The organism is Pseudoalteromonas sp. A41-2 (genome assembly GCF_015767615.1).
Lineage (GTDB): Bacteria > Pseudomonadota > Gammaproteobacteria > Enterobacterales > Alteromonadaceae > Pseudoalteromonas > Pseudoalteromonas lipolytica.
The window spans coordinates 1,858,095-1,883,904 of record NZ_CP065231.1; the positions used below are offsets into that span (position 1 = coordinate 1,858,095).

Annotated in this window: 21 protein-coding genes and 2 tRNA genes; 15 read left to right on the forward strand and 8 right to left on the reverse strand. The window is 40.3% G+C overall.

Features of this window, described 5'->3' with window-relative positions:
* Positions 1-64: 64 nt before the first annotated feature.
* Complete coding sequence (gene pssA / locus IT970_RS08530; protein WP_196857202.1) at positions 65-1,390, reverse strand: CDP-diacylglycerol--serine O-phosphatidyltransferase; 1,326 nt, start codon at positions 1,388-1,390, stop codon at positions 65-67.
* A 288-nt stretch (positions 1,391-1,678) separates the two neighbouring features.
* On the opposite strand from pssA, the gene trxB reads away from it, so the two are divergent.
* The 4 genes from trxB (at position 1,679) to infA (ending at position 4,457) form a co-directional block, all read left to right on the forward strand.
* Positions 1,679-2,629, forward strand: coding sequence for a thioredoxin-disulfide reductase (gene trxB, locus IT970_RS08535; RefSeq protein WP_036968114.1), 951 nt, complete (start codon positions 1,679-1,681; stop codon positions 2,627-2,629).
* Between the two features lie 105 nt (positions 2,630-2,734).
* A complete protein-coding gene (aat, locus tag IT970_RS08540) occupies positions 2,735-3,451 on the forward strand; it encodes a leucyl/phenylalanyl-tRNA--protein transferase (RefSeq protein ID WP_036968111.1) in 717 nt (238 codons plus the stop codon).
* On the forward strand, positions 3,444-4,148 hold the full coding sequence (locus IT970_RS08545) for an arginyltransferase (protein WP_036968108.1): 705 nt from the start codon (positions 3,444-3,446) through the stop codon (positions 4,146-4,148). The genes aat and IT970_RS08545 overlap by 8 nt, the downstream gene beginning before the upstream one ends.
* A gap of 90 nt (positions 4,149-4,238) precedes the next feature.
* Positions 4,239-4,457: a translation initiation factor IF-1 gene (gene infA, locus IT970_RS08550; protein ID WP_002962494.1), complete on the forward strand. Its 219-nt coding sequence runs from the start codon at positions 4,239-4,241 to the stop codon at positions 4,455-4,457.
* Positions 4,458-4,631: 174 nt separating this feature from the next.
* Here the strand turns inward: infA and clpA are convergent, their stop codons facing one another.
* Together clpA and clpS are read right to left on the reverse strand one after the other, a co-directional pair.
* Positions 4,632-6,896, reverse strand: coding sequence for an ATP-dependent Clp protease ATP-binding subunit ClpA (gene clpA, locus IT970_RS08555; RefSeq protein WP_036968105.1), 2,265 nt, complete (start codon positions 6,894-6,896; stop codon positions 4,632-4,634).
* Positions 6,897-6,966: 70 nt separating this feature from the next.
* Positions 6,967-7,275: an ATP-dependent Clp protease adapter ClpS gene (gene clpS / locus IT970_RS08560; RefSeq protein ID WP_174403847.1), complete on the reverse strand. Its 309-nt coding sequence runs from the start codon at positions 7,273-7,275 to the stop codon at positions 6,967-6,969.
* A 209-nt stretch (positions 7,276-7,484) separates the two neighbouring features.
* Between clpS and cspD the strand changes: the two genes are divergently transcribed.
* Together cspD and IT970_RS08570 are read left to right on the forward strand one after the other, a co-directional pair.
* The gene (gene cspD, locus IT970_RS08565) at positions 7,485-7,700 is read left to right on the forward strand and encodes a cold shock domain-containing protein CspD (RefSeq protein ID WP_036968098.1); all 216 of its coding nucleotides are present in this window, start codon (positions 7,485-7,487) and stop codon (positions 7,698-7,700) included.
* Between the two features lie 560 nt (positions 7,701-8,260).
* A complete protein-coding gene (locus IT970_RS08570; protein ID WP_196857203.1) occupies positions 8,261-10,483 on the forward strand; it encodes an NADP-dependent isocitrate dehydrogenase in 2,223 nt (740 codons plus the stop codon).
* Between the two features lie 301 nt (positions 10,484-10,784).
* On the opposite strand, the gene IT970_RS08575 is transcribed toward IT970_RS08570, so the two are convergent.
* From IT970_RS08575 to IT970_RS08585, 3 genes are all read right to left on the reverse strand, one after another.
* Positions 10,785-12,011 (reverse strand): amidohydrolase family protein, encoded by a 1,227-nt coding sequence (locus IT970_RS08575; RefSeq protein ID WP_036968090.1) that lies wholly within the window; start codon positions 12,009-12,011, stop codon positions 10,785-10,787.
* A gap of 11 nt (positions 12,012-12,022) precedes the next feature.
* Positions 12,023-13,405: an amidohydrolase gene (locus IT970_RS08580; RefSeq protein WP_036968087.1), complete on the reverse strand. Its 1,383-nt coding sequence runs from the start codon at positions 13,403-13,405 to the stop codon at positions 12,023-12,025.
* Between the two features lie 113 nt (positions 13,406-13,518).
* A complete protein-coding gene (locus IT970_RS08585; RefSeq protein ID WP_036968084.1) occupies positions 13,519-14,304 on the reverse strand; it encodes a hypothetical protein in 786 nt (261 codons plus the stop codon).
* Positions 14,305-14,668: 364 nt separating this feature from the next.
* Between IT970_RS08585 and IT970_RS08590 the strand changes: the two genes are divergently transcribed.
* Complete coding sequence (locus tag IT970_RS08590) at positions 14,669-15,031, forward strand: DUF3718 domain-containing protein (RefSeq protein WP_036968081.1); 363 nt, start codon at positions 14,669-14,671, stop codon at positions 15,029-15,031.
* Between the two features lie 47 nt (positions 15,032-15,078).
* On the opposite strand, the gene IT970_RS08595 is transcribed toward IT970_RS08590, so the two are convergent.
* Entirely contained in the window at positions 15,079-15,774 is a 696-nt protein-coding gene (locus IT970_RS08595; protein ID WP_036968078.1) for a hypothetical protein, read from the reverse strand.
* Between the two features lie 111 nt (positions 15,775-15,885).
* Here IT970_RS08595 and IT970_RS08600 point away from each other — a divergent pair, with 111 nt between their 5' ends.
* Positions 15,886-16,746, forward strand: a complete 861-nt coding sequence (locus tag IT970_RS08600) for a fructosamine kinase family protein (RefSeq protein ID WP_118844343.1) — start codon at positions 15,886-15,888, stop codon at positions 16,744-16,746.
* 212 nt (positions 16,747-16,958) lie between these two features.
* Positions 16,959-17,162, forward strand: a complete 204-nt coding sequence (locus IT970_RS08605; protein ID WP_036968072.1) for a CPXCG motif-containing cysteine-rich protein — start codon at positions 16,959-16,961, stop codon at positions 17,160-17,162.
* On the opposite strand, the gene IT970_RS08610 is transcribed toward IT970_RS08605, so the two are convergent.
* On the reverse strand, positions 17,159-17,788 hold the full coding sequence (locus tag IT970_RS08610; RefSeq protein WP_074989372.1) for a riboflavin synthase subunit alpha: 630 nt from the start codon (positions 17,786-17,788) through the stop codon (positions 17,159-17,161). The genes IT970_RS08605 and IT970_RS08610 overlap by 4 nt on opposite strands.
* A gap of 97 nt (positions 17,789-17,885) precedes the next feature.
* On the opposite strand from IT970_RS08610, the gene IT970_RS08615 reads away from it, so the two are divergent.
* From IT970_RS08615 to IT970_RS08640, 6 genes are all read left to right on the forward strand, one after another.
* Entirely contained in the window at positions 17,886-19,241 is a 1,356-nt protein-coding gene (locus IT970_RS08615) for an MATE family efflux transporter (protein ID WP_196857204.1), read from the forward strand.
* The gene (locus IT970_RS08620) at positions 19,219-20,238 is read left to right on the forward strand and encodes a DUF3080 family protein (RefSeq protein ID WP_196857205.1); all 1,020 of its coding nucleotides are present in this window, start codon (positions 19,219-19,221) and stop codon (positions 20,236-20,238) included. The genes IT970_RS08615 and IT970_RS08620 overlap by 23 nt, the downstream gene beginning before the upstream one ends.
* 113 nt (positions 20,239-20,351) lie before the next feature.
* Positions 20,352-20,428: transfer RNA gene (locus IT970_RS08625), tRNA-Val, on the forward strand.
* 26 nt (positions 20,429-20,454) lie between these two features.
* Positions 20,455-20,531: transfer RNA gene (locus IT970_RS08630), tRNA-Val, on the forward strand.
* A gap of 578 nt (positions 20,532-21,109) precedes the next feature.
* Positions 21,110-24,082 carry a TonB-dependent receptor gene (locus IT970_RS08635; protein ID WP_196857206.1) on the forward strand — a complete coding sequence of 991 codons (2,973 nt, stop codon included), beginning with the start codon at positions 21,110-21,112 and terminating at the stop codon, positions 24,080-24,082.
* 201 nt (positions 24,083-24,283) lie between these two features.
* Positions 24,284-25,810: a tryptophan halogenase family protein gene (locus tag IT970_RS08640; RefSeq protein ID WP_196857207.1), complete on the forward strand. Its 1,527-nt coding sequence runs from the start codon at positions 24,284-24,286 to the stop codon at positions 25,808-25,810.

A 25,810-nucleotide genomic window follows, 5' to 3' on the forward strand; every position in this document is an offset into this window, starting at 1 on the left:
GCAGCGATATCGCTGCTTTTTTTTCGTCTCAAAAAACACAAGACTCTGTTTATCTGGTTGATAGTTAGATAAATCGTTTGATTATAAAATCAACTTTCACACGTTTGGCCTGACCCAGTAATTTTTTTACAGGCGCTGGGTAGTCATCCATCGTTTCTAAATCTTGCGGGCCTGATAAGCGTCGGCAATGAGTTAATATCGCCTGCTTTTCTTGCTCTATTTGCTTTAGTATATGCTGCTGCGGATCGTCAATTAAAATACCATTTTCAATATCAAGCCCCCATGCACGCGGATTTAAATTATGCCCGCTTAACAGATGCAAACGCTTGTCAGAGCAAATCCCTTTTAAATGGAATGAGTTGCTCTTGTGTTTCCACAGATAAACGTTAAGGTTACCATTGGCGATATGACGCTTTTGCGATTTTAAAAATTTATACAAAATGGTTTCGTATAAATATGGCAGCGCACCAATTTTACTAAACGGCTCAGATGGCGGTAAGTAAAAGTCGTTTGCTGTTTTATCTCCCACCACAATGGTCACGTTTTTACCTTGTTTTAATAGGCGACGTAACGAGCGCATCAACGGTGCAGGGAAATTAAAATACGGCGTGTAAAGAATGAGTTCGTGCTCTGTTGTATCAAATAATGATTTGATTAAGCGATTTAGCTTATTGCTACGCCGACCTAAACCCAAAAACAAACGCACCCCTAACTCACCTGCACTTGCCTCAGCCGCACTGTCATAACTTGCTGATTTTAGATCTCTCATTAATTGCTTTTGAGCAACTTTGATATCATTGAATTGAGTTAACGGACGCGTATCAATGCGTGGAACAGCTGCAGAGCTCAATAAATGTGTGTTAATAAATTCGATGACCGAATTACACAAGCCTGCTTGGTGAACTAAAAAATAACGGTCAAGACGATAACGATCATCCTGTTGTAAATAAACATTATTTAAGCTCGCACCGCTGTAAAGTAAGGTGTCGTCAATTACGAAGCCTTTTAAATGTAATACCCCAAAAAGCTCTTTCGCTTTTACAGGTACACCATACACTTTAACGTTTGACTGATATTTTTCTTGAAAATCACAATACATGCTGGCATTGCCATCAGACTTGGCAGCACCAATTAAGCCCCGTTGAGCACGATGAAAGTCTACTAACACGTTTACTTCCAACTCAGGATTCGCTAAAGACGCCTCATGTAAGGCTGTTAAAACCTCTTGACCTGCTTCATCGTCTTGCAAATATAAAGCAGTAATATAAATTCTTTTCGTCGCCGAACGAATTAGACGCAATAGTTCAGTGCGATACTCTCTCGCATTGGTTAAGACTTGGACGTCTTCTGTAGTCAGCCCAAATGCGGGCTTTTCCTGCCAAAATACCATAATTGCCTGTTCATTTATCTAGCCTAAAGTCTAAGCTAATATCAAAATTAGCTAAAACATACCAAAAAAATATTGCTTGGTCATGAATTAACGCACTTTGCTACGCTAATACTTCACTATTAGCTCGTTTTATAAGCAAAAAGAGGCATTTAAATTTTATTAAGTAAGGATTATTTGACAGCTTCGCGATTTACTTAAAAAAATAATCCGCCCTTTTGTTTACTTCCGCCTTGTTTTTCTTAGAATCGGGCGCATAGACATCGTATCAAAACGTTTTTAGGAAAAACCATGAGTGACGCAAAACACTGTAAATTACTAATTTTAGGTTCTGGCCCTGCTGGCTACACTGCTGCTGTATATGCTGCACGTGCAAACCTTAACCCTGTTCTTATCACGGGTATTCAACAAGGTGGTCAATTAACAACGACAACTGAAGTTGAAAACTGGCCGGGTGATGCTCACGGCCTAACAGGCCCAGCATTAATGGAACGTATGAAAGAACACGCTGAACGTTTTGAAACTGAAATTGTGTTCGACCACATTAACAAAGTAGATGTATCTAAGCGTCCTTTCACTCTAACAGGTGATTCTGGTACGTATACGTGTGATGCACTTATTATCGCAACAGGCGCATCAGCTAAATACTTAGGCTTAGAGTCTGAAACAAACTTCCAAGGTCGTGGTGTTTCAGCCTGTGCAACGTGCGATGGTTTCTTTTATCGTGGTCAAAAGGTTGCTGTTGTAGGCGGTGGTAATACGGCTGTTGAAGAAGCGTTATATTTATCAAATATTGCAGCAGAAGTTCACGTGGTTCATCGCCGTGATAGCTTCCGCAGTGAAAAAATCTTAGCAGACCGCCTTAAAGAAAAAGCTGAAAATGGTAATGTTGTCTTACACTATAACCGTACCCTAGACGAAGTATTAGGTGATGAAATGGGTGTAACCGGTATTCGCATTAAAGCCACGGATTCTGATGAGACTGAGAATTTAGATCTTGCCGGTGTATTCATTGCAATTGGTCATAAGCCAAACACGGATATGTTTGCAGGTCAGCTTGAAATGAAAGACGGCTACTTAGTGGTTGAATCTGGCTTAAACGGTAACGCAACACAAACAAGCGTACCGGGTGTTTTTGCTGCGGGTGATGTATGTGACCATATTTATCGCCAAGCCATCACATCAGCCGGTACAGGCTGTATGGCAGCACTTGATGCAGAGCGCTTCCTAGACAATCTGTAACCAGCGATTTAAAACACCTTTTTAAAATACCAAGGGGCTATACAGCCCCTTTTTTTAGGCAAAAATTTTGCTAAAATTATCAAAAATAATAATGAATCCGCTGCAATGACAAAGCAAATTTATCAACTTCCTGAATCAGGTGTTGATTTCCCCAACCCTGAGCATGCCCTTGACGAGCCTGATGGCCTTTTAGCAATTGGCGGTGGGTTATCTGTTGCGCGCTTAAAGAACGCCTATCAATCCGGTATATTCCCTTGGTTTAGTGATTATGAGCCGATTATGTGGTGGTCACCTAGCCTGCGAGGCATCATTGAACTTGACGAGTTTCATGTTAGTCGTAGCTTAAAAAAATATTTAAAGCGCTCTGCGTTTCGCGTCACGATTAATCATGCTTTTTCTCACGTGATTTCAGCTTGCCGTGAACAACGCTTAGACGCAGAAGGTACGTGGATCACTGAGCAAATGATGGATGCTTACATTCAAGCCCATCAACAAGGTCTTGCACACAGTGTCGAGATTTGGCATGACAATGAGTTAGTCGCCGGTCTCTATGGCATTATGCAACATGGCGTATTTTGTGGAGAGTCGATGTTTCACCAAGTATCAAACGGCTCAAAACTAGCGATGTGGGCACTCGTTAACTGGCTAAAGAAACACAATGCTCATTTTATTGATTGTCAGTTAGAGAACCCTTATTTGCTAACTTTAGGTGCAAAAGTTATCCCACGTAGTGAATTTTTAACTAGACTTAAGTTAGCAAAAAACTATGTTCCCACAGCAGACATGTGGCAACCACAAGAGTTGATAAATATTTATGACTGAGCATTTACCCGCTAGGCTTGGTTTGAGCCAGCAATTTGATTGCAGTTATTTACCGGATCGCCAAGAGCAGCTCCTCGTTATATTGGACCCAAGTTGCTATTGCCCTGATAAATTTGAACAATTGTTAGCATTGGGGTTTAGGCGCAGTGGTGACCAAATATATCGTCCTCACTGCCCTGTTTGTAACGCCTGTAATTCAGTGCGTGTCTTAGCGCAACAATTTACGCCTTCTAAATCACAAAAACGTAAACTAAACAAAGCAGACAAACTTTTTACGGTTAGTTACAGTGAATATGAACGCGCAGAATATTACCCTCTTTATTGCAAGTACATTACGCAACGACATCAAGATGGCTCTATGTTTCCGCCTGATCAGAACCAATATGAAAGCTTTTTATTTTGCCAATGGTTGCCTGTGACATTTATTGAACTGCGAGAAGGTGACAAGCTCGTTGCTGTAGCAGTCACCGACTGCATGCACAATGCAGTTTCCGCAATTTACACATTTTTTGATCCCGATTATGAGAAGTACAGCATTGGTAGTATCATGATCATGCAGCAAATTAAGTTTGCTAAACAACAAGCAAAACAATTTGTCTATTTGGGCTATCAAATCGACGAATGTGACAAAATGAAATACAAAACCCAATTTTTGCCCGCAGAAAAGCATCTTGGCGATCACTGGTTGGCGATTTAATTTACAAATTTGAGCCCTGTAGCTTTACTTATTGCTGTATTTTCGGCAAAATCTGCAGCGTTTAACTATTAAAGAGGTGTTACGCTAAACATGGCGAAAGAAGACGTAATCGAAATGCAAGGTACGGTCCTTGATACTTTACCAAATACAATGTTCCGAGTTGAGCTAGAAAATGGTCACGTAGTTGTGGCTCATATCTCTGGAAAAATGCGCAAAAACTATATCCGCATCTTAACTGGCGACAAAGTAACCGTAGAAATGACTCCTTACGATTTATCGAAAGGTCGCATCGTATTCCGTGCTCGCTAAGTTAGTGCGATAACGAGAGATTTAGCTTTTTGCTGCTTTGAATGGGCAGGTGTGTTTATTACAAAGAGCTAAAAGCGTTTATTAAATGGTGTTCAAACTACCCTAGTTTCAATTCCATTTAATAAACAAAAAGCCCAGCATTAGCTGGGCTTTTTGTTTTCTGCCTTTTAAACCTTACGCTGTTTCGAGGTTTGTTTCATATTCAAAGTGAATTTTCTTGTCCTTAACCGACACTTTCACTGAACCACCCGCGGCCAGCTCACCAAATAGAATTTCATTGGCCAACGGCTTTTTGAGCTCGTCTTGAATCACACGCGCCATTGGCCGTGCGCCCATTGCTTTGTCGTAACCTTTATCAGCCAACCATTCACGTGCTTTAGATGTCAGTTCAAGATTAACAGACTTCTTATCTAGCTGAGCTTGAAGCTCAACAATGAATTTATCAACAACCTGCAAAATAACGTCTTTTTCAAGGTGATTAAACCAAATAATGTTATCTAAGCGGTTTCTAAATTCAGGTGAAAAGACCTTGTTAATCTCAGTCATGGCATCGTGAGAATGATCTTGCTCTGTAAAGCCTATCGATTTACGCACAGTCTCTTGTACACCGGCGTTGGTTGTCATTACCACTACCACATTTCTAAAGTCGGCTTTACGGCCGTTATTATCCGTTAAGGTGCCGTGATCCATCACTTGTAATAAAATGTTGTAGATATCTGGATGCGCTTTTTCAATTTCATCAAGCAACACCACCGCGTGCGGGTTTTTGATAACGGCTTCGGTTAATAATCCACCTTGCTCAAAGCCAACATAGCCTGGAGGCGCACCAATCAAACGGCTTACTGCGTGACGTTCAACGTATTCAGACATATCAAAGCGAATAAACTCAACCCCCATGCACTTAGCTAACTGCTTAGTGACCTCTGTTTTACCAACACCCGTTGGGCCTGCAAATAAGAACGACCCCACAGGTTTATCTTCATTTGCGAGTCCAGAGCGAGATAAACGAATAGCCGAAGTTAATGCATCAATTGATTGATCTTGACCAAATACAAGCATCTTCAAGTTACGATCAAGGTTCTTCAATGTTTCTTTATCACTTGAAGAAACGCTTTGCTGTGGTATACGCGCCATTTTTGACACAATTAACTCGATATCAGCTACACCAATGGTTTTTTTGCGTTTTGATATCGGTTGTAGGCGCTGATTTGCACCGGCTTCGTCAATCACATCAATCGCTTTGTCAGGTAAATGACGCTCATTAATGTATTTTGCGCTCAGCTCAGCAGCTGCCTTAAGGGCTTTTTGCGTGTAACGAATACCATGATGCTCTTCGTAACGCTCTTTTAAGCCATTGAGGATTTTCGTTGTATCAGCCACACTTGGTTCAAGTACATCAATTTTTTGGAAACGACGTACCAGAGCACGGTCTTTCTCAAAAATATTTTTATACTCGTTGTAAGTGGTCGAGCCCATACAACGTAATTTACCACTTGAAAGTAACGGCTTAATTAAGTTAGACGCATCCATTACACCACCAGACGCAGCACCCGCACCAATAATGGTATGTATCTCATCGATAAATAAAATTGAATGCGGTTTAGCTTGCAGCTCTTTTAGTAACGATTTAAAACGTTTTTCAAAGTCGCCGCGGTATTTTGTACCGGCTAATAATGCGCCCATATCAAGTGAATAAACAACCGCATCGGCTATTACATCAGGCACTTCGTTTTTCACAATACGATAAGCAAGGCCTTCAGCAATGGCTGTTTTACCTACCCCTGCTTCACCAACCAACAATGGATTATTTTTCTTACGACGGCATAATACTTGTACCGTACGCTCGACTTCATTATCACGGCCAACAAGCGGATCGATATTTCCTTCAATCGCTTGCTGATTGAGGTTTGTTGTAAAGTTTTCAAGTTTAGTCGGCTCTTCGCCTTGCACCTCTTGTACTTCTTCATGAATATCATCATGGTCATCGCCACCGATATCATCATCGGCTTTCGAAATACCATGCGAAATGAAGTTAACGATGTCTAAACGATTTACATCCGCTTTTTTAAGTAAATAAACAGCTTGGCTTTCTTGTTCAGAGAAAATAGCCACAAGTACATTTACGCCTGTTACTTCGTTCTTACCTGACGATTGCACATGAAACACCGCGCGTTGAAGCACACGTTGAAAACCCAATGTAGGCTGTGTTTCTCTGTCTTCTTCTAAGTCAGGAATAACCGGCGTTGTTTCGTCGATAAAATCTGATAACTCAACTTTTAACGCGCTCATATCTACACCACAGGCGTTAAGCGCTTCTCCAGCAGAAGGGTTATCGAGCAGCGCGAGTAAAAGATGCTCGACGGTCATAAATTCATGTCGGCGCGTTCTTGCTTCGCGAAACGCCGCATTCAAGGTTAGTTCTAAGTCTTTGTTTAGCATTGGCAACCCCTTACTGAGATAATATTTATATACCGTTGTGATGGGCTAAATGTTCACCCTACCTTGGTATTTATTCCTGCTCACAACTACATAGCAGTGGATGCTCGTTGTCTCGTGCGTAACGATTAACTTGCTCAACTTTGGTGTAAGCAACATCAGCGCTATAAATGCCGCATATTGCTTTGCCATTATGATGAACTTGAAGCATCACATCTGTTGCTCTATCGCTATCCATATTAAAAAACGTCATTAGTACTTCTATCACAAAGTCCATTGGCGTGTAATCATCATTATTTAAAATGACCTTATATTTTCGCGGTGGTTGCAGTTTTTGCTTTTCACTATCGCGAACCGTTTCAATAACACCAGAATCTTTCATACCACTCATAATTAAATATAGTCTTGTCTTTAGAACTCAAGCAAACTTGAATAAAAAAATAAATAAATTGTTAAAAAATAGTTCAAAACACTTGACTGACTGCCTAAATAAACTACAGTCAATTATAGATTGATTAAACCTTAGTCAGTCTAGCAAATTACACGGTTTAGAATAACTAAATTAGTCAACTTATAGAAGGATGTAGAAGTATGGCTTGTGGTAAAGTCAAATGGTTCAACAATGCCAAAGGTTTTGGTTTCATCGTAGAAGACGGTAGCGAGACTGATATATTCGCTCATTACTCAACGATTGTAATGGACGGTTATAAAACACTTAAAGCTGGTCAAGATGTAACATTCGAATTGCAACAAGGTCCAAAAGGGTTACACGCAACGAATATTGCGCCTAACGATGAAATTTCTTAGGTATTACCTATTCGAGTATCAAGCGAGCGACCTTGTTAAGTTCCTCGCTTACTCTCTTCCCACTAATATATCTTATATTTATCCTTGAAATTCCTTTTCTTCATCCCAATTGTTTAATTGTTATTAGCCCTTTAGAGCCAAGCTTGTTACACTCTTGTTGCTTAAATTTAGCTTTTTCGTCATTTTGACCTAAGGCTTATGGCTAATTTCATTTTATGCCTATTTAGGCTATAAGAATTTTACAGTCTGTCAGCTGTGGTTATTTTGATACCCCGTATTAAGTTGCAACAGCTAACAGACTGATTGCTATGATACCAATTCAGTTAATTAAATGAGCGATATTGAGGAAAATCTTGCCGATAACTCAGCAAAAGTCGTTATTTAGTGATTCTAAATAAGCGCTGCAATGCTGTTAGGTGCGGTTTATTCTCGAATAAAGCAAATGTTATGGCGAGTTGGTATTATTCGATAGCAATATAATTGCATTGTTGAATATGGCTAATTAAGGGTGGCTGCTTGCAGTAACTGCCAAACATTACGCCAACTATCTAGGAATGATGATGACATCAAAAATTATCTACACTAAAACAGATGAAGCGCCAGCACTGGCAACGTATTCATTGTTACCAATCATCCAGGCGTATACTAACGCGGCAGGTGTTGAAGTTGAAACTCGCGACATTTCATTAGCAGGTCGTGTAATTGCTAACTTCCCTGAGTACCTTACAGAAGAGCAACGTATTGATGATGCACTTGCTGAACTAGGCCAAATGGCTAAAACGCCTGAAGCAAATATTATCAAGCTTCCTAATATCAGTGCGTCGGTTCCACAGCTACGCGCTGTAATCAAAGAGCTACAAGAAAAAGGTTACGCACTACCTGACTACCCATCAGAGCCAAAAACTGATGAAGAGCAAAAAATTAAAGCGACTTACGACAAAATCAAAGGCAGTGCTGTAAACCCTGTACTTCGTGAAGGTAACTCTGACCGTCGTGCACCTAGCTCTGTAAAAGAGTATGCTCGTAATAACCCACATTCCATGGGTGCTTGGAGCAAAGATTCTGAGTCGTATGTTGCAAGTATGGAAGAAGGTGATTTCTTTGGTTCTGAGCAATCAGTGACTGTTGCAGAAGCGACTGATGTGCGTATTGAGCACGTTGCAGAAAATGGCGACGTTACAGTACTTAAAGCAAGCACACCGCTTCTAGCAGGCGAAGTGATTGACGCATCTCGTCTAAGCGTTGCAAAATTACAAGATTTCTTAGCGAAAGAAATTCAGACTGCTAAAGAAAAAGGTGTATTGTTCTCACTACACATGAAAGCAACGATGATGAAGGTATCTGACCCAATCATCTTTGGTCATGCAGTAAAAGTATTCTTTAAAGATGTATTTACCAAACACGCTGACCTTTTCAAAGAGTTAGATGTTGATGTGAATAACGGTTTTGGTGACGTATTTGCTAAAATCGAAAAACTAGATGCTGCTAAAAAAGCTGAAATCGAAGCCGATATCCAAGCTGTTTATGACAACAACCCTGCTATCGCGATGGTTGACTCAGACCGTGGTATTACTAATCTTCACGTACCAAGCGATGTGATCATTGATGCATCAATGCCTGCTGCAATCCGTTCAAGCGGTCAAATGTGGAACAGCGAAGGTAAATTACAAGACACAAGTTTTGTCATTCCAGATCGTTGTTATTCTGGTGTATACCAAGCAACTATTGATTTCTGTAAAGAAAATGGTGCATTCGATCCTACAACCATGGGTAGCGTACCTAACGTAGGCCTTATGGCACAAAAAGCGGAAGAATACGGCTCACACGATAAAACGTTTGAAGTATCAGCAGCAGGTACTGTTCGCGTGGTAGATACAAACGGCACAACATTACTTGAGCACGCTGTTGACCAAGGTGACATCTGGCGTATGTGTCAGGTAAAAGATGCACCAATTCAAGATTGGGTTAAACTTGCTGTTAATCGTGCTCGCGCAACAAATACACCCGCGGTATTCTGGTTAGATGAAAATCGTGCGCACGATGCCGAGCTAATCAAAAAAGTAAATGCGTATTTACCACATCACGATACTGATGGTTTAGATATCCGTATTTTAGCACCCCTTGAAGCGACTAAGTTCTCACTTGAGCGTATTAAAGAAGGTAAAGATACGATTTCTGTAACAGGTAACGTACTGCGTGATTACCTAACTGACTTATTCCCTATTCTTGAGCTAGGTACAAGCGCTAAAATGCTGTCAATCGTACCACTTATGAATGGTGGTGGTTTATTCGAAACGGGTGCGGGTGGTTCTGCTCCTAAGCATGTACAGCAATTCGAAAAAGAAAACCACTTACGTTGGGATTCTCTGGGTGAGTTTTTAGCACTTGCGGCTTCTTTAGAGCACTTAAGCGTTAATACTGGTAATAAGAAAGCACAAGTACTTGCTGATACGCTAGATAAAGCAACAGGTACTTTCCTTGCTGAAAACAAATCACCTTCACGTAAAGTGAAAGAGATTGATAACCGTGGTTCTCACTTCTTCTTAGCATTATTCTGGGCACAAGAACTTGCTGCTCAAAACGATGACGCTGAGTTAAAAGCACAGTTCACGCAAATCGCTTCTGACCTTGAATCACAAAAAGAGCAAATCGTTACTGAGTTGAACGATGCACAAGGTCCAGCAATGAATGTAGGTGGTTATTACCAACCAAATGACGATGCAGCATTTAAAGCAATGCGTCCAAGCACAACATTCAATGACATTTTAGCTAAATTAGTTTAATTGTTATTGAAATCTGTTAAAAAAGCGCTCATTGAGCGCTTTTTTTATGAATGCGATAATACCAATCCGCAATACGACTTAATTATTTTGAGTGATTAAACCTGCCGCTACCTGCGTTAAAAATGTCTAATTTACGACAGCATGGATGCAGGAGATAGAGCAATGCAGGAGCAATTGCCGAGAACAACTAGCTAACGACATTTTTGCCTTGGTATAAACGGGGTTTTATTGCGTGAAAAAAAGACCAGTTAATTAAGCTAATTGGTATAAAAGGCCGCATAGGCGGCCTTTCTTATTAAAATTACTTTGTGTACGCTCTTGGCATCGCTGATTCGGTTGTGTAACGTTCGCGCAATTTATCTTGACGCGCTTCAGTTGAAACCTCTTCACCATTGATCCACATTTTACTTACGTGTGATTTCAATTCAAATGGATCATTAGACCACATTACTAAGTTCGCACGTTTGCCTGTTGCTATTGCTCCTGAGTTCAAGCCAAAAACATCCGCAATATTACTGGTCACCGCATTCAATGCACCTTGTTGTGTCATACCATACGACACAGCGTTACCCGCATCAAAACGTAACTGGTAAACATTGTGACTCGAGTCCCCTGCAACACCAATAATCACTTTAACACCGGCTTTTTCGAGTTTGCCTGCATTGGCTAAGTTAGCATGCATTGAATCAAAGCTACCCGGTAAATTTGCCATAGAACTGATAATCACCGGCACATTAGCTTTTGCTAAAGTATCCGCAACAACAACGGCATCATCACCACCATGAATTACTAAATTAATTCCAAACGTGTCTTTTAATTTCACTAATTCATAGATATCTGACGCGCGTTGTACACTGGCAATCAGTGGCATTTCACCTGAGAGTACTTTATCAAGGATCTTTTGCTCTGTGGTGGGGTCTTTTTTATCATCTTTTTTAGCTGACTTGTGCCCTTCAAGCTTGTCGATCAGTGTTTTCATCGACATTGCACGTGAGCCTTTACGCTTTTCACCTAAATGAACCACAAGGGCAACTTGTTTTTGATTTACACTATCGAATGAACCCGATAAATCAACAACAGAGGCAAGACCTGCAAAAATACTTTCACCACCATTTGGCACGATTACGTCTTGAGTAATCCCGCCTTTTCGAGCATAAGGAATTAAGCTACTGCGTGGGTTAAAAGCAAGACTAGGATCGAAATCAATACTCGCTTTATCATCACCGCCGTCACGAGAACCCGCAACAGCCCCTACTTCAACTAAGCCAAGTTGGTTCATCGTACCGATAAACCCTGCGGTCACGATTTGACCTTGAGCATCAACAGTGGTGTCTGCATTTATTGATTCTGGATTAATTGCAACAATTTTTCCCTCGTCAATAACGACACTAGCACCTTCTAATACACCTTGTTCTGTTGATGTGTGAATGGTTGCATTAATAATTGCAATCGATTGTGCGCTCGCTACCGACGAAAATAAACCAGCAGCAACTAAAGAGAGCGAAAATGTTTTAGTTAATTTTGTCATCAATGTTACTCCTACTGTTGACCAAGCATGAAATCGCTTTGTGCTTGATATTTTTCATCATGACGATCGTATACCTTGGCACCATCAATAAATACTTGCTCAGCTTTTGCGTACACACTAAAAGGGTTTTGATTCCAGATAACAACATCGGCTTGTTTACCCGATTCAAGTGAGCCTGTTTTATCATCGATACCCAGTGATTTAGCAGCGTTTGCTGTGATCCACTTAATAGCGTGTTGTTCTGAAATATTAAAACCAACATCGTTTGCACGGTACATCACTTTACCTGCTTCTTGGTTTAAGCGTTGAATAGTTGTATCAGAATCTGAGTGGACAATCGCGCATGAGTTTTTAACCGCATCGACAATAGCCACGTTTTCTTGAACCATGTCATAGGCTTCCATTTTAAAGCCCCACCAATCTGGCCACAGTGCTGCACAGTTGCCGTTTTCAGCGAGTAAATCGGCAATCTTGTACGCTTCAATACCGTGGTGGAAAGTGCCTGAGTGATAACCAAATTCTTTGCCTAGGTCGATCATCATCGCCATTTCTTCTGCTTTATAACAGTGGTTATGAATAAGAATATCGCCATCAAGGACACCCGCTAGCGTGTCTAGCTTAATATCACGGTGAGGAATTTCAGGATTTTTACCTGCCGCGTAATCGCTGTCATATTTTTCCCACTGACGCTTATATTCCGTTGCATCAATCCATGCTGTTCTGTAGCCCGCCATATTACCCATACGTGTTGAAGGTAATACCCCTTTGCTTCCATAAACACGTTTTGGGTTTTCACCACAAGCCATTTTTAAGCCATAGGGTGCATCAGGGAATTTCATACCTTGCATTGTATGTGAAGGAACATTTTTTAAAGTAACACCACGGCCACCAATTAAATTTGCTGAGCCTGGTAAAATTTGTAATGACGTAATGCCGCCTTCACGAGCACGGTTAAAACCAGGGTCTTGCGGCCAAATAGAGTGTTCAACCCATACTTCAGCAGTCACTGGGCTTGTCATTTCGTTACCATCTTGATGCGATGCCACAGACGGTGTTGGGTATGCGCCTAAATGCGAATGCACATCGATGATACCGGGCGTGACCCACTTGCCTTGTGCATCAATGGTGTTATCTGCTTGTACAGATAAGTCCTTGCCTACTTGTTGTACTTTACCATCAACAAAATAAACATCAGCCTCATCTAAACGCTCACCGGTGCCTGTTAGTACCGTTGCATTGGTAATAAGAGTACTTGTTGATGCCAGTGGCTTATAAGTACTTGGGTATGGGTTTTTATCAATCGTTACTTTTGGATCTTGTGGGCCATTATCTTGGCAACCCGCAAGCGCGATACCAAGTGAAATAACCATCAAGGATGGTGCAAATTTATGCATTTTGTTGTTTCTCCTTTTTTTATTATATAACTTTAATCAAATGTTAATAGCAATGCTAACAAACGAGGTAAGTGACGTTTAAGTAAGACGAATTACGTTATTTCTTCCGTTACTTATTTTTTAATGTAATTCGTATAGAGCTTCTCTAATGCACCTTCGGTCGTGAGGCTAGGATCTTTATTAATAAAATGCGTCACGGTACGGGTTACGAAATCAGAGTTTTGTTTATGTTGTTTAGCAAAGCTTTTGATTAAAGTATTGGCATCAGTGGCTGCCGTTACTTTTTCATGACGGTGGCGATATTGACTCAAGGCACGATTAAAATCGCCGTTATAATCTTCAACGACTAATTTATAAAAGTCACTTTTATCGACGCTAAGCTCGTTGATACAGTAATTTAGCGCCTCTTTAAAGTCGTAAAAGACTATTCCTTGCACATCAAATTCAGTGCGTTTTTCGCGAATAGTAACGCGGGCATCTTCAGTCGAATAACTGTAGCCCTGAAAATCAAGCCGCTGTGCAGCTTCTTCGCCCAATTTCATTCCCGCTTTAATGCTATGAACAAATTCATCACTCATATCATCAAGCTCATTTTCGTGCCACATGTGAAATACTCGCAGCGCTTTGGCATATTTATTGGCTATTTTCTTTTTTACTTTGGTGAATCGGCCATCAATCGTTAACACTCGCTCATTATGAAGTAGCGCAAAACATTCATAACACGCTGGTATTGAAATAAATTCAGCGTCTTCACCTAAATCAATAATACTTTGCATCATATGAAGAGGGGGGCAATAGTCGCGCTCAGTTGCCTCACAACCACAATAAAAGCATTGATTAAAATGCTTAGAATGTGAGGCATAGGCTTGTTGATAATAGCCTGATAATTTTGTGGTCACTTAAACTCCTTACACTTTATTCAGTGTCTAATAGTGAACATTTAAATTAGAGTTAAAACGTAAATGTAGCAATACCGTAAAACAAATAGAAAATACGCTCTCTAAACCTGCTCAGTTTGCTCTAAAATGAAATTATTTTCTCGTTATTTGTGTCAAAATTCATACTTTAAAATATGTCTAATCAAACGGTTATATATTGGGGTACACATCTACATACTTGCTTACATCTTGTCCGTTTTCATTAACAGCAATCAATCAAATTTAGGGTAATACTTTAATGGTGCCTAGCAAATAGGAATTGTGAAGTATCCCACGCGAGGTTGCACGACTTTCATGTCACATGGACAAACAACTGGAGAGAAAGATGAATACATTAACATTAGCATTTGGTACAGCACTTATTGTCGGTTCTTCAATGGCAGCAACAGATGCAAACGCCGCACAGTTTGTAGCTGCAGATAATTCTGCTGGGACACAAGCATGTATGGCTATTGTGTCAAATAAACCCATAAACCTTGCTCAAACAATGCGTGATTTACGCTTAAACAAACGCGTCATCTCAGACAAGTTACAGTGCAATGATATGTCTACGGCACAGTTTGCCAGCACCTATGGCTTTAATAAATCAGCAAGCTACTTAAATTTAGAGCAACAAACAAAAACAAGTATTCAAGATATCGCTAAAGTCAGTGATAACACCGTCTACGTCATTTCGGGTTCTAAATAATGACAGATTTGATGTAGCAGACCTTGTATAGGTCTGCTACACACTTTTTATAAAAGCGCAGCAATTAAGCCAAATACACCACCAAACACGCCACCCCAAATAACCAGCCAGCCTAAATGTTCTTTAATCATTGTTTGAATGATATCTTTTACCATGACGGGAGTTAGTTCGTTTAAACGCTCATCCACTAACCTTTCTACCGTGTTATGTAACGAGCCACCAATGTGCGAGTTTGCAAACAGCTTTTCATCGAGTATTGTTTTAAATTCGTCACTGTGAGAAATATCAATGACGGCCTGTTTCATTTTATTTATGAACGGCTCACGCATTGGCTCTAAGGCATCACGTCCACCAAACATTCCTAACATACTGCCAAATTGCGATTGCTCAATAACTTCGATTAATGAGTCATAGGCTGGGCTTAGGTTTACTTCAGCAATAACAGGCTCTAATTCTATTTGAGGTTTCGCAAGAGCCATCACTTGATCTATTTTCTCTGCCGCGAAAAATTCCGTCATGACTAACTGCCTGATGGATGCTTTAAACGACTCAAACTTTAGCGTAATGACACCTGAGCCATACAAGAAAGGTACTTTTTCAAACAGCATATGTATCGCTAACCAGTTTGTTACAGCGCCAGACAAAGCAAATAATCCCACAGATAATACAATCGCCTGATCAAACAAAAATCCAACTAACACGAAGGCCAAAGCCACTAAATTAGTAACAAGACTTTTATTCATTTAAATCCTCACGCACACAGCAAAATATTTAATAATATTAACGCTATGAGATTGTTAATTCACCGACTTTTTGCCATAGTTTAACTACATGGTTAAAAGGTGAGCGATATTATGTGGAATTCAGTGAATGAACAGATAAGCCAAGCTATGCACTTTGATTTTAAGCATACCTTTAAACGCCAACTGCAATCGCCCAACAGCGATAAATACTTTGAACTGCGCGATGAAAATCACCGATTTTTTGTCAAGGTGGCTCACTTAAGTGATTTAGAAAGATTAGAGTGCGAATCCTTTAATTTAAAGCTTTTAACGCAAGAAAGCTTATTTATGATCCCCGACTGCATTGCCACAGGGTGCAATATTGAATTTTCATTCATCATTTTAGAGTGGTTAGAACTGGACAAACTTCCTCACTCAAATTGGCATACGATGGGCGAACATTTAGCCACACTTCATCAAAAGCATACGCAAGCCATGTTTGGTTTTGATCATGACAACTTTTTAGGCCCCACAGTCCAGCCAAACCGATGGCACAAAAAATGGGATGTTTTTTTTGCAGAAGAACGGATTGGTTGGCAACTTCAACTCTTGCAAGAAAAAGGCATTGAACTCGTTGATCAAGATATGTTTATCGCTTTTATTAAAGACACCTTGCACGGCCATAATGTCGAACCTTCATTACTGCATGGCGACTTTTGGCGACGAAATATGGGCTTTATACAAGCGGTTCCTAGTCTGTATGACCCTGCTTGCTATTATGGTGACCGGGAATGCGATATCGCTATGAGCGAACTTTTCGCACCGCTTCCTGATGCTTTTTATACTGCATACAATCAACAATACCCCCTGCAAAATGGCTATGAACAGCGTAAATTGATCTATCAGCTATACCCTATTTTAAATCACGCTAATATTTTTGCCGGACACTATCTGACTGAAGCTAAACAACAAATTGATTTGCTGCTTAAATAAACTTTAAATTGCTGTAAAACGAATGTCATAAACGCAAGAACAGGACTATAGTGTAAATAGAACACGTTTATATACGGGTGCTAGCCGCTTGTTTAGCGGTTAGTGTGTAAGTTATATCAATCTTATTAAATTTGCGTTCATCACCATTAGATTACGATTTTATAAGATTGCAATTTAACGAATTCAGGCATGCCTGATTAAGGTAAAAGCTGATGAAAGATAACTTTTCTCAACGTATATCCTGCCCTCATTGTGGACATCATATATTCGTGGCATTAGATGCCAGCGAAGGCGACCAAGATTATTACGAAGAATGTAGCGCATGCTGTAACCCTATTCATTTAAACATGCACATTGACTACGCACACAACAAATTAGAATTACATGTTGACAGTGACGACGAGCAAATTTTTTAATTTGCTTGTCGTGCCAAATAGTTTTCAACCGTGTTTATAATTGTGTAAGTTTGTTGGTCAACCTCAATATTGAGTAGATTGCCTTCGCGTTGTTTATCTAAATTAGTAATCGCGAGAGTTTCAGGTATGAGGTGTAACCAAAAACCACGCTCATCAACCTCACCCACGGTTAAACTTGCACCATTTACGCTGACAAACCCTTTGTACAATACATATTTTTGCCACTTTGGATCGATTGCAAGATGCATTTTGCAGTTATTTTGTTCATGTATAATAGACGTTATGTTTGCCATACAGTGAATATGGCCCGATACAATATGCCCCCCAAGCTCAGTGCCTACCGTTACGGAGCGCTCAAAGTTGGCCCACTGTCCGTTTTGCAATTGACCAAGGTTAGTCAACTTTAATGTCTCATCAATCACATCAAAATGAATAAGTGTAAAATCACTGTCCTGAAGTGCTTTAAATTCGACAACAGTCAAACAACAGCCATTAATTGCAATGCTGGCACCCATAGTCAGTTTTTGCGCATACTCATTAGCGACTTTTAAGGTTAACCTTAGTACCCCACCCTCGAGCTTTGTGTGTTCGACAATGGCTTGAGTTTGTATAATTCCAGTAAACATCTTGGCGTCTTCTTTTATTCGCAAAATACATATCTGCGATTTTTATTGATCTTTGAATAGATTACAATGACAACCTGTTTTTTTAGTTGTGTATTTTATGTCTTTTTGTAGTTGGGAAGCCAAACGGTTAATTTCTTTAGCCATCCCTGTATTTTTGGCGCAAGTGACCCTGATATTAATGACGGTTGTTGATACCGTAATGGCAGGACAAGTGAGTGCAACAGATCTGGCTGCTTTATCAATCGCAACAGGTATTTGGAACCCCTTAATGTTAGCGCTTCAAGGTATCCTGCTTGCACTGACGGGAATTATTGCGCAGTTTTCGGGCTCAAATGACAAACACGGCATAAGCCATTATTTTCAACAAGGCCTATATTTAGCGCTGGTGCTTAGTGTCATTGGCTTAGGGCTTGCTACTATAGCAGACAGTATTCTCTCTCATTTAAATACAACAGCGGCGATTACAACGCTCGCTGAACAGTATATACATTTTGTAAAATGGGGCATTTTTGGCTTTTTACTCTTTAGTGTTTATCGCAATATCACTGAGGGTATGGGCATGACCAAACCTGCTTTTTACATAAGCTTAATTGGCTTAGCCGTTAATATTCCTGCTAACTACGTGTTTATACACGGTCATTTAGGTTTTAATGCGTATGGCGGTGCAGGCTGTGGTATTGCAACCGCGTTAGTCTTTACGGCGATGGCTATCACACAAATGATATACTGCCATTTTGATAAAAAAATTAATGCGAAGGCGTTATTAGCGAATTTCTCGTTACCACAGCCTGCCACTATGTGGGCAATCACTAAAGTCGGCATTCCTATTTCATTGGCCACATTTTTCGAAGTGACACTGTTTGCTTGTATTCCGCTGTTTATTGCACATTTAGGTGCTGTTGCTGTCGCAGGCCATCAAATAGCGGCAAGTGTAACCACTTTACTTTTCATGATGCCGTTGAGTTTATCTATAGCTATTAGTATTCGTATTGGTAATTTGTTTGGACAACAGCATTTCAAACAATTAAGAAGTGCGGTGAGTACAAGCTATATTTTAGCCGCTATTATTGCCTTTTTATTGGCGAGTGTGACTTTCTTTGCGCGAGATATTATTAGCCAACTGTACTCAGATAATCCTGAGGTTTTAGCGCTTGCCTCATCAATCATGGTACTTGCCTGTATTTACCAATTACCTGATGCATTACAAGTTTCTGCCAATGGAATTTTACGTGGTTTAAAGTATACCGCCCCAATTGGTTATATTACCTTCGTGTCGTATTGGTTGATCGGTTTTGCACTTGGGTTCGTACTTGCTCGTACAGATTTAATTGTGCCAGCGATGGGGCCTCATGGGTTTTGGATAGGTATTATCGTTGGCCTCAGTGCTGCGGCCATCATGTTGATGTACACAGTTCATAGGCGATTTAACTATGCACCTTTTCAGCAAAACTAAGTCTTTATTTAAGCTCACAGTGTGTGCTGTGAGCCTTGTGCTATTTGGTTGCTCACCCTCAGCCAGTGATATAAACAAAACATATGCCGAAAGGCTCAATAATGTTCTTGCATTTAAAGAATTTGAACTCACTAAACCCGCGCGCATTGAGCCCGTTCATTTTGATATCGTTTCAGGCAGCGCTCACACCATTGGCATGTTAGAACTTGCGCAGTTACGTCAATGTGAACTCGCAACGTTAATTGCAGAGCATAATAATCAATTAGGTAAAACAGCCACTGCTGCGGGTGTGCTTAGCTATCAAATTGAATTTATTCAAGCCGCTGAAAAGTGCTTAGATACCCTATCGCCTGACAATCCACTGTATACAAAAATTGCCCAAGCTTCTGAGCAAAAACAACAAACGCTCCCGCAGTATTTTGAAGCAATGATAACGAACGAAAGAGAATTCAAAGTTATTTGGCAACTTACGTCATCTAACTTAGATGAACACACGGCAGGCTTCACAGAAACCGAGCAAGCTATGAGCATGTTCGCGATGTTAAACGAACAAATTAAAACCGGTGACATTAGTGAAATTGATACAGCGTCGCTTATAAACGCGTTAGAAGTATTAAATAAGTTTAAATACAACACCTTATTAGTGTCTGCCGTAAGAACACAAATTCATTATAATGAGCAACTCACAACGTTATTGCAGCAATATGAAATAGACGCACTCTGCCCTGCTAACAAAAATAAACAGAAAGCACAAAAGCTCAGTAATATTTTTAAAAAGTTTTATTTAGAGCAGTTACAACCCTATCAATCATTCTTAACAGGTAAACTCGAGTCACTGCTACCTTTGTACGAAAAAATATGGCAAGACCCAACGTTAGGTCATTATGTTGATAGCAGCCATGAAGGCAACATTCTTACACAGCTTAAATTTTCAGCAAAACAACACGTTATTTGGTGGCAAAACTTTTATAAGCAGTGTGAAATTAGTCCATTATGAATAAAAAAACAGCACTTAACACAAAAATAGCTAAAGCAGCTTGATTCAAGTAACCAGTCGCTATATATTAGCCACCGTTGTTTAGCCAATTAAACAACCGCTTAAATCAAAATACAACCGTAGCTCAGTTGGTTAGAGCACTACCTTGACATGGTAGGGGTCGGTGGTTCGAATCCACTCGGTTGTACCACGATTTATTGGATATTTCTTTATTGTACGACCGTAGCTCAGTTGGTTAGAGCACTACCTTGACATGGTAGGGGTCGGTGGTTCGAATCCACTCGGTCGTACCAATTCTCTCCAAAATTTTTACATAAAAATAATTAGCCCAGTTACTTAAAGCACACCCACTCTTAATGACCCGGTCCAGTGGTCTGTGGTGCGTATCCACTCGGTCGTATCAATTAATTCTCTCCAAAATTTTTTCATAAAAATAATTAGCCCAGTTACTTAAAACACACCCACTCTTAATTATATCTCCCTTAGCACTGTTGGTTATATCACGGTCACTGCTCCTAGCCCACGCCAGATACTGCAAGCTTTAAGCGAGTCGTAGAATAATTAAAAATCGCAATGACTCTGTTAGTTACCGCACTTATTTATCATTTAATTACTACATGAAGTAAACGGTAATAATGAAAACGAATTAATAAATAACGGTAAATGGCTTGTGTTATTTTTTAATCAATTTTTTAAATCAACTGTTGACGTAAACGAAAATTAGCACTACCCTTTTCTGGAAGCGCTTTCAGAAGCGTTTTCTTTTTCGTTATTTATGGTAGCGCTTCCATATTTATGAAAAGGCATATTTAGACAACAATAGCATGCACTTGCTGCGTGAATAACAATGATAAAGAACGAGGGAAACCTAATGTCAAGCCATAACTTTAAAAGAACAAAGTTAGCAACTAGCTTATCTTTGCTCTTAGGTGCAAGTACCTGTTTACCGGCCTTCGCAGAACAAAATGAACACAACAGCGACATTGAAGTTATTCAAGTTACTGGTTTTAAAGGTAGTATAAAAGAATCAACGCAACTAAAACGCTACTCTTCCGGTGTTGTGGATGCAATATCGTCTGAAGATATTGGTAAATTCCCAGACACGAATCTAGCAGAATCATTACAACGCATTACGGGTGTATCAATTGATAGAAGTAATGGTGAAGGCTCGAAGGTTACTGTGCGTGGTTTTGGTCCTGATTATAATATGGTTACCCTCAATGGCCGTACTATGCCAGCAGCTTCCTTACCAGCGGGAGGAGGAACACCTAACTCAAGAGCTTATGACTTTGCAAACTTAGCCTCTGAAAGTGTTAAATCAGTCGAAGTTTATAAAACAGGTAAAGCAAGCATTGCTTCAGGTGGAATTGGTGCAGCAATCAACATTAATACAACTCGCCCATTAGATAACCCTGGTTTAATTGCAAACGTGGGTGTAAAAGCAATGCACGATACAACAAATCGTGTTGCTGATGATATCACTCCAGAGATATCAGGTATTTTTAGTTGGACTGATGCCGATGCCAAATTTGGCGTATCACTCACCGCGAGTATGCAAAAACGTGATAGCTCTGCAACGGGTGCATTTGTCAACGAATGGCGCACAACAGCATACGATGGAACAATTCCACAAGCAGCTGATGACATTATTGTTGAGAACGCCCCTGCTATGGGCCAGTATTATTCAATGCCATCTGATCTTCGCTATACAATTGCGGACCGCGAAAGAACACGTACGAACGCTCAATTAACTTTACAATATAGTCCCGTCGAATCATTAACAGCAACACTTGATTATACCTATTCGCAACAAGACTTATATGAAGCACGCGCAGAGCAGTCAATATGGATGGATAACTATAAAACCCACCTAATATTTGACGATAATGCCGTAAAAACGCCTATTTATTACCAAGAAGAGCGTCGTGATTTATCAACTCGAGATATAGGTTTGGCTCTACAAGAGTTAAATCAAGTAAATAAAAATGACTCTATCGGCCTAAACCTTGAGTACTTTTTTAATGATCAACTCAGCTTTGTTTTTGACGCACATAGCTCAAAAGCAACAAGTGAACCCGATGCCCCCTACGGCAGCTGGGTAAATGCGGGGTTAGGTGCCAATATAGTTGCAGGCCAGCAAGTTGACTTTAGCCGCGATCTTCCTTCGATGGTTATCAATTTTGATGATTGCTCGCGAACTAACCTAAACTGCAGTGGTGCTTTGGAACAAAGCGATGTAGGTACTTCTATTCTTGATAGTAACTTTGCTCGTCAAGAATCAACGGTCGATGAATTCCGATTACTCGGTAAATATGAAATAGAAACGGGCGTGATTGACTTTGGTATTGAGTCTCGTTCAATGGAAAGTCATTCATTACAATCTCTTACTCGAAACACAATGGGTAACTGGGGTATCGAAAACCCAGGGGAACTTCCTGATGGTTATTTAAACCCGACTAATTTTTTAAATGAATTTGATGACTACGATACCTCAGGATCATTTGATCAAGGGTTTACTGGCAGTGCATCTGAAATTGGTTATTGGGCTGCACAACAGTACGGTTTTAACTTTGCTGCTGACGGTGCATTCGCGACCAACCGAACAATAAAAGAAGAAATTAAAGCAGCCTTTGTACAATATAAACATCAAGGTGAAATAGGTGATATGCCATTCAACCTATTAGTGGGTGCGCGTTACGAAACCACAGATGTCACATCAACTGCTAATATTGATTTACCTAATGCTGTTGCATGGGAAGGCAATAATGACTTCAATGTGCGTTATGGTACAGATAAACAAGATTACTCTCTCAGTTCTGACTACAACCATTTTTTACCGAGTATCGATTTCGATATAAACGTGGTTGATGATGTAAAAGTGAGAGCATCATACAGCACCACGATCGCCCGCCCTACTTATGATAATTTAAGTTCTGCAGCGACTGTCGGCGTACCTACAGGTCCAAAACTTATTCCGGGAACAACGAATGCACCAGCATCAACAGGTAACCCGGGGTTAGTCCCGCTTGAGTCTGACAATTTTGATGTGTCTGTTGAATGGTATTACAGTGATGTCAGTTATGTATCTGTTGGTTATTACAATAAAAAAGTCGACAACTTTATTGGTTTAACACCCATGACACAAAACTACTATGACTTACGTGATGTCTCAGCTGGCCCTCGTGCACAAGCGGCCATTGCTGAATTACAAGCCAGAGGACTTGCAATAACAGATTCAAACCTATTCCAAATGGTGGCTGCAATGGAAAATGGGGTTGAATTTGACTCAATGAGCTACGAAGAATTCGAAGCCGCATATGATATATTGCCTAATGGTGACGATCCGTTAATGGAATTTACAGCTCAAGTGCCAACCAACAATAAAGACGCCAAAATAGACGGGTATGAATTAGCGATTCAGCACTTCTTCGGTGACTCTGGGTTTGGTGTTCAAGCCAACTACACCATTGTAAATGGCGATATTGATTTTAACGTTGCAGCAGATCCCACAACAACACAATTTGCATTAGTCGGTTTAAGTGATACAGCAAATATCATAGCCATGTACGAAAATGATAAATTCCAAGCGCGTATTGCCTATAACTGGCGAGATAAGTTCTTAAACAGTGCTGCACGATATGTTAACGAACCAGCATTCACAGAAGAATATTATCAAGTCGATTTTAATGTGGCATATAACTACAGTGAAAAAATGTCTTTCTTTATAGAAGGGATTAACATCACAGAACAAAATAGCCGCCAGCATGGTCGCTACAAAGCACAGTTATGGAATTTAGAACAAAATGGCGCGCGTTATAATGTCGGTATGCGCTATAACTTCTAGATACTATCTCTTATCGTGATGCATTTTTAGCCAGTCTCTTGATGCACAAACACCGTACGTGTTTCAGTGTGAACCACTGGTTAATTATTGCTCATGGTAATGAGAATTAGCTTTGTTGTCAGAGGCATATTTAGCTGAACCCTTTTTATGCCCGCAAGCCGTTCCTTGTTTGGAGCGGCTTTTATTATTTAAAGTAATGCTATGAATACACACATAAATAACATAGTCATCGTGGGTGGTGGCGCCGCAGGTTGGTTAACAGCGGGATTACTGGCAAGCGAACACCCTGATAAAAACATAACGTTAATCGAGTCAGTTAATATTGGGATCTCTGGGGTTGGAGAAGGCACATGGCCGTCGATGCGAAACACACTGCAACGCATCGGTATTAAAGAAACTGACTTTTTACGTCATTGCGACGCCTCGTTTAAACAAGGTTCTAAATTTATTAACTGGCAAACAGAATTAGAAGGCGATAATTACTATCACCCTTTTATGGTGCCTCAAGGCTATACCGAATGTGATATTCATGCGGCATGGCAATACCTATCCCCAGAGCATAAATACGCTGACACTGTAAACATGCAAAGCTTTGTTTGTCAGGCCGCTCTCGCCCCAAAGCAAGCCCAAACACCTGATTATGCAGCTGTTACAAATTATGGATACCACCTTGATGCACATAAGTTTGCTCACTTTTTAGCGCATCATTGTGTTAACAAGCTTAATGTAAAACACATTGTTGATGATGTACTGAATGCAAATAATGATAGTCATGGCTATATTCAAAGCGTAAATACGCTCAGTAACGCAGCTATTTCTGGGGATTTATTTATTGATTGCTCAGGTAGTGCAGGCTTATTAATTGCAAAGCACTACCAAATAGAGTACTTAAATCATAATCACATTTTATTCAATAATTGCGCCGTCACGACCCACCTTCCCTATCAGGATCCACACGATAATATCGCGTCAGCAACGTTATCCACTGCGCAACAAGCAGGCTGGATATGGGATATTGGATTACCTACTCGACGGGGCATAGGATACACATTCAGTGATAAATATTGTGACGAAGCAACGGCAATAAAGACCTTAAAACACTATGCAGAGCAATCTATTGGCTCCAAACTAGCGGAGCAACTTGATACTCGAACGCTGCGCTTTACACCAGGATACAGAAAAGAGTTTTGGCATAAAAACTGTGTCGCTGTTGGTATGTCACAAGGCTTTATTGAGCCCTTGGAAGCGTCAGCTTTAGCGATGGTGGAGCTAAGTATTAGTATGCTAAGCGAGCAAATGCCGTCAAACCGCCAACATATGACTTTATTAAGCGCACGTTTTAATGAGCGCTTTAACTACCGCTGGCAAAAAGTCATCGAGTTCTTAAAACTCCATTATGTGCTTAGCAAACGCAATGATAGCCCATACTGGCTCGATAACCGCCAAACGAATACAATTCCAACCGCGTTACAGAAATTACTCGAATTATGGTGTTATCAACCGCCAAGTCGGTTTGACTTAATTGAAAATGAAGAAGTATTCCCTTCGGCTAGTTATCAATATGTGCTTTATGGCATGGGTTTTCACACCCGTTTACCCGCTCATATGAGCACAAAACAGCAAGAATTTGCGCAGCAACTGTGTAAGCTAAATCGAGAGCGGATTGGGCACTACTTAAAAAATTTACCTAGCAACCGCTTATTACTCCAACAACTATTAGCTAAGTAA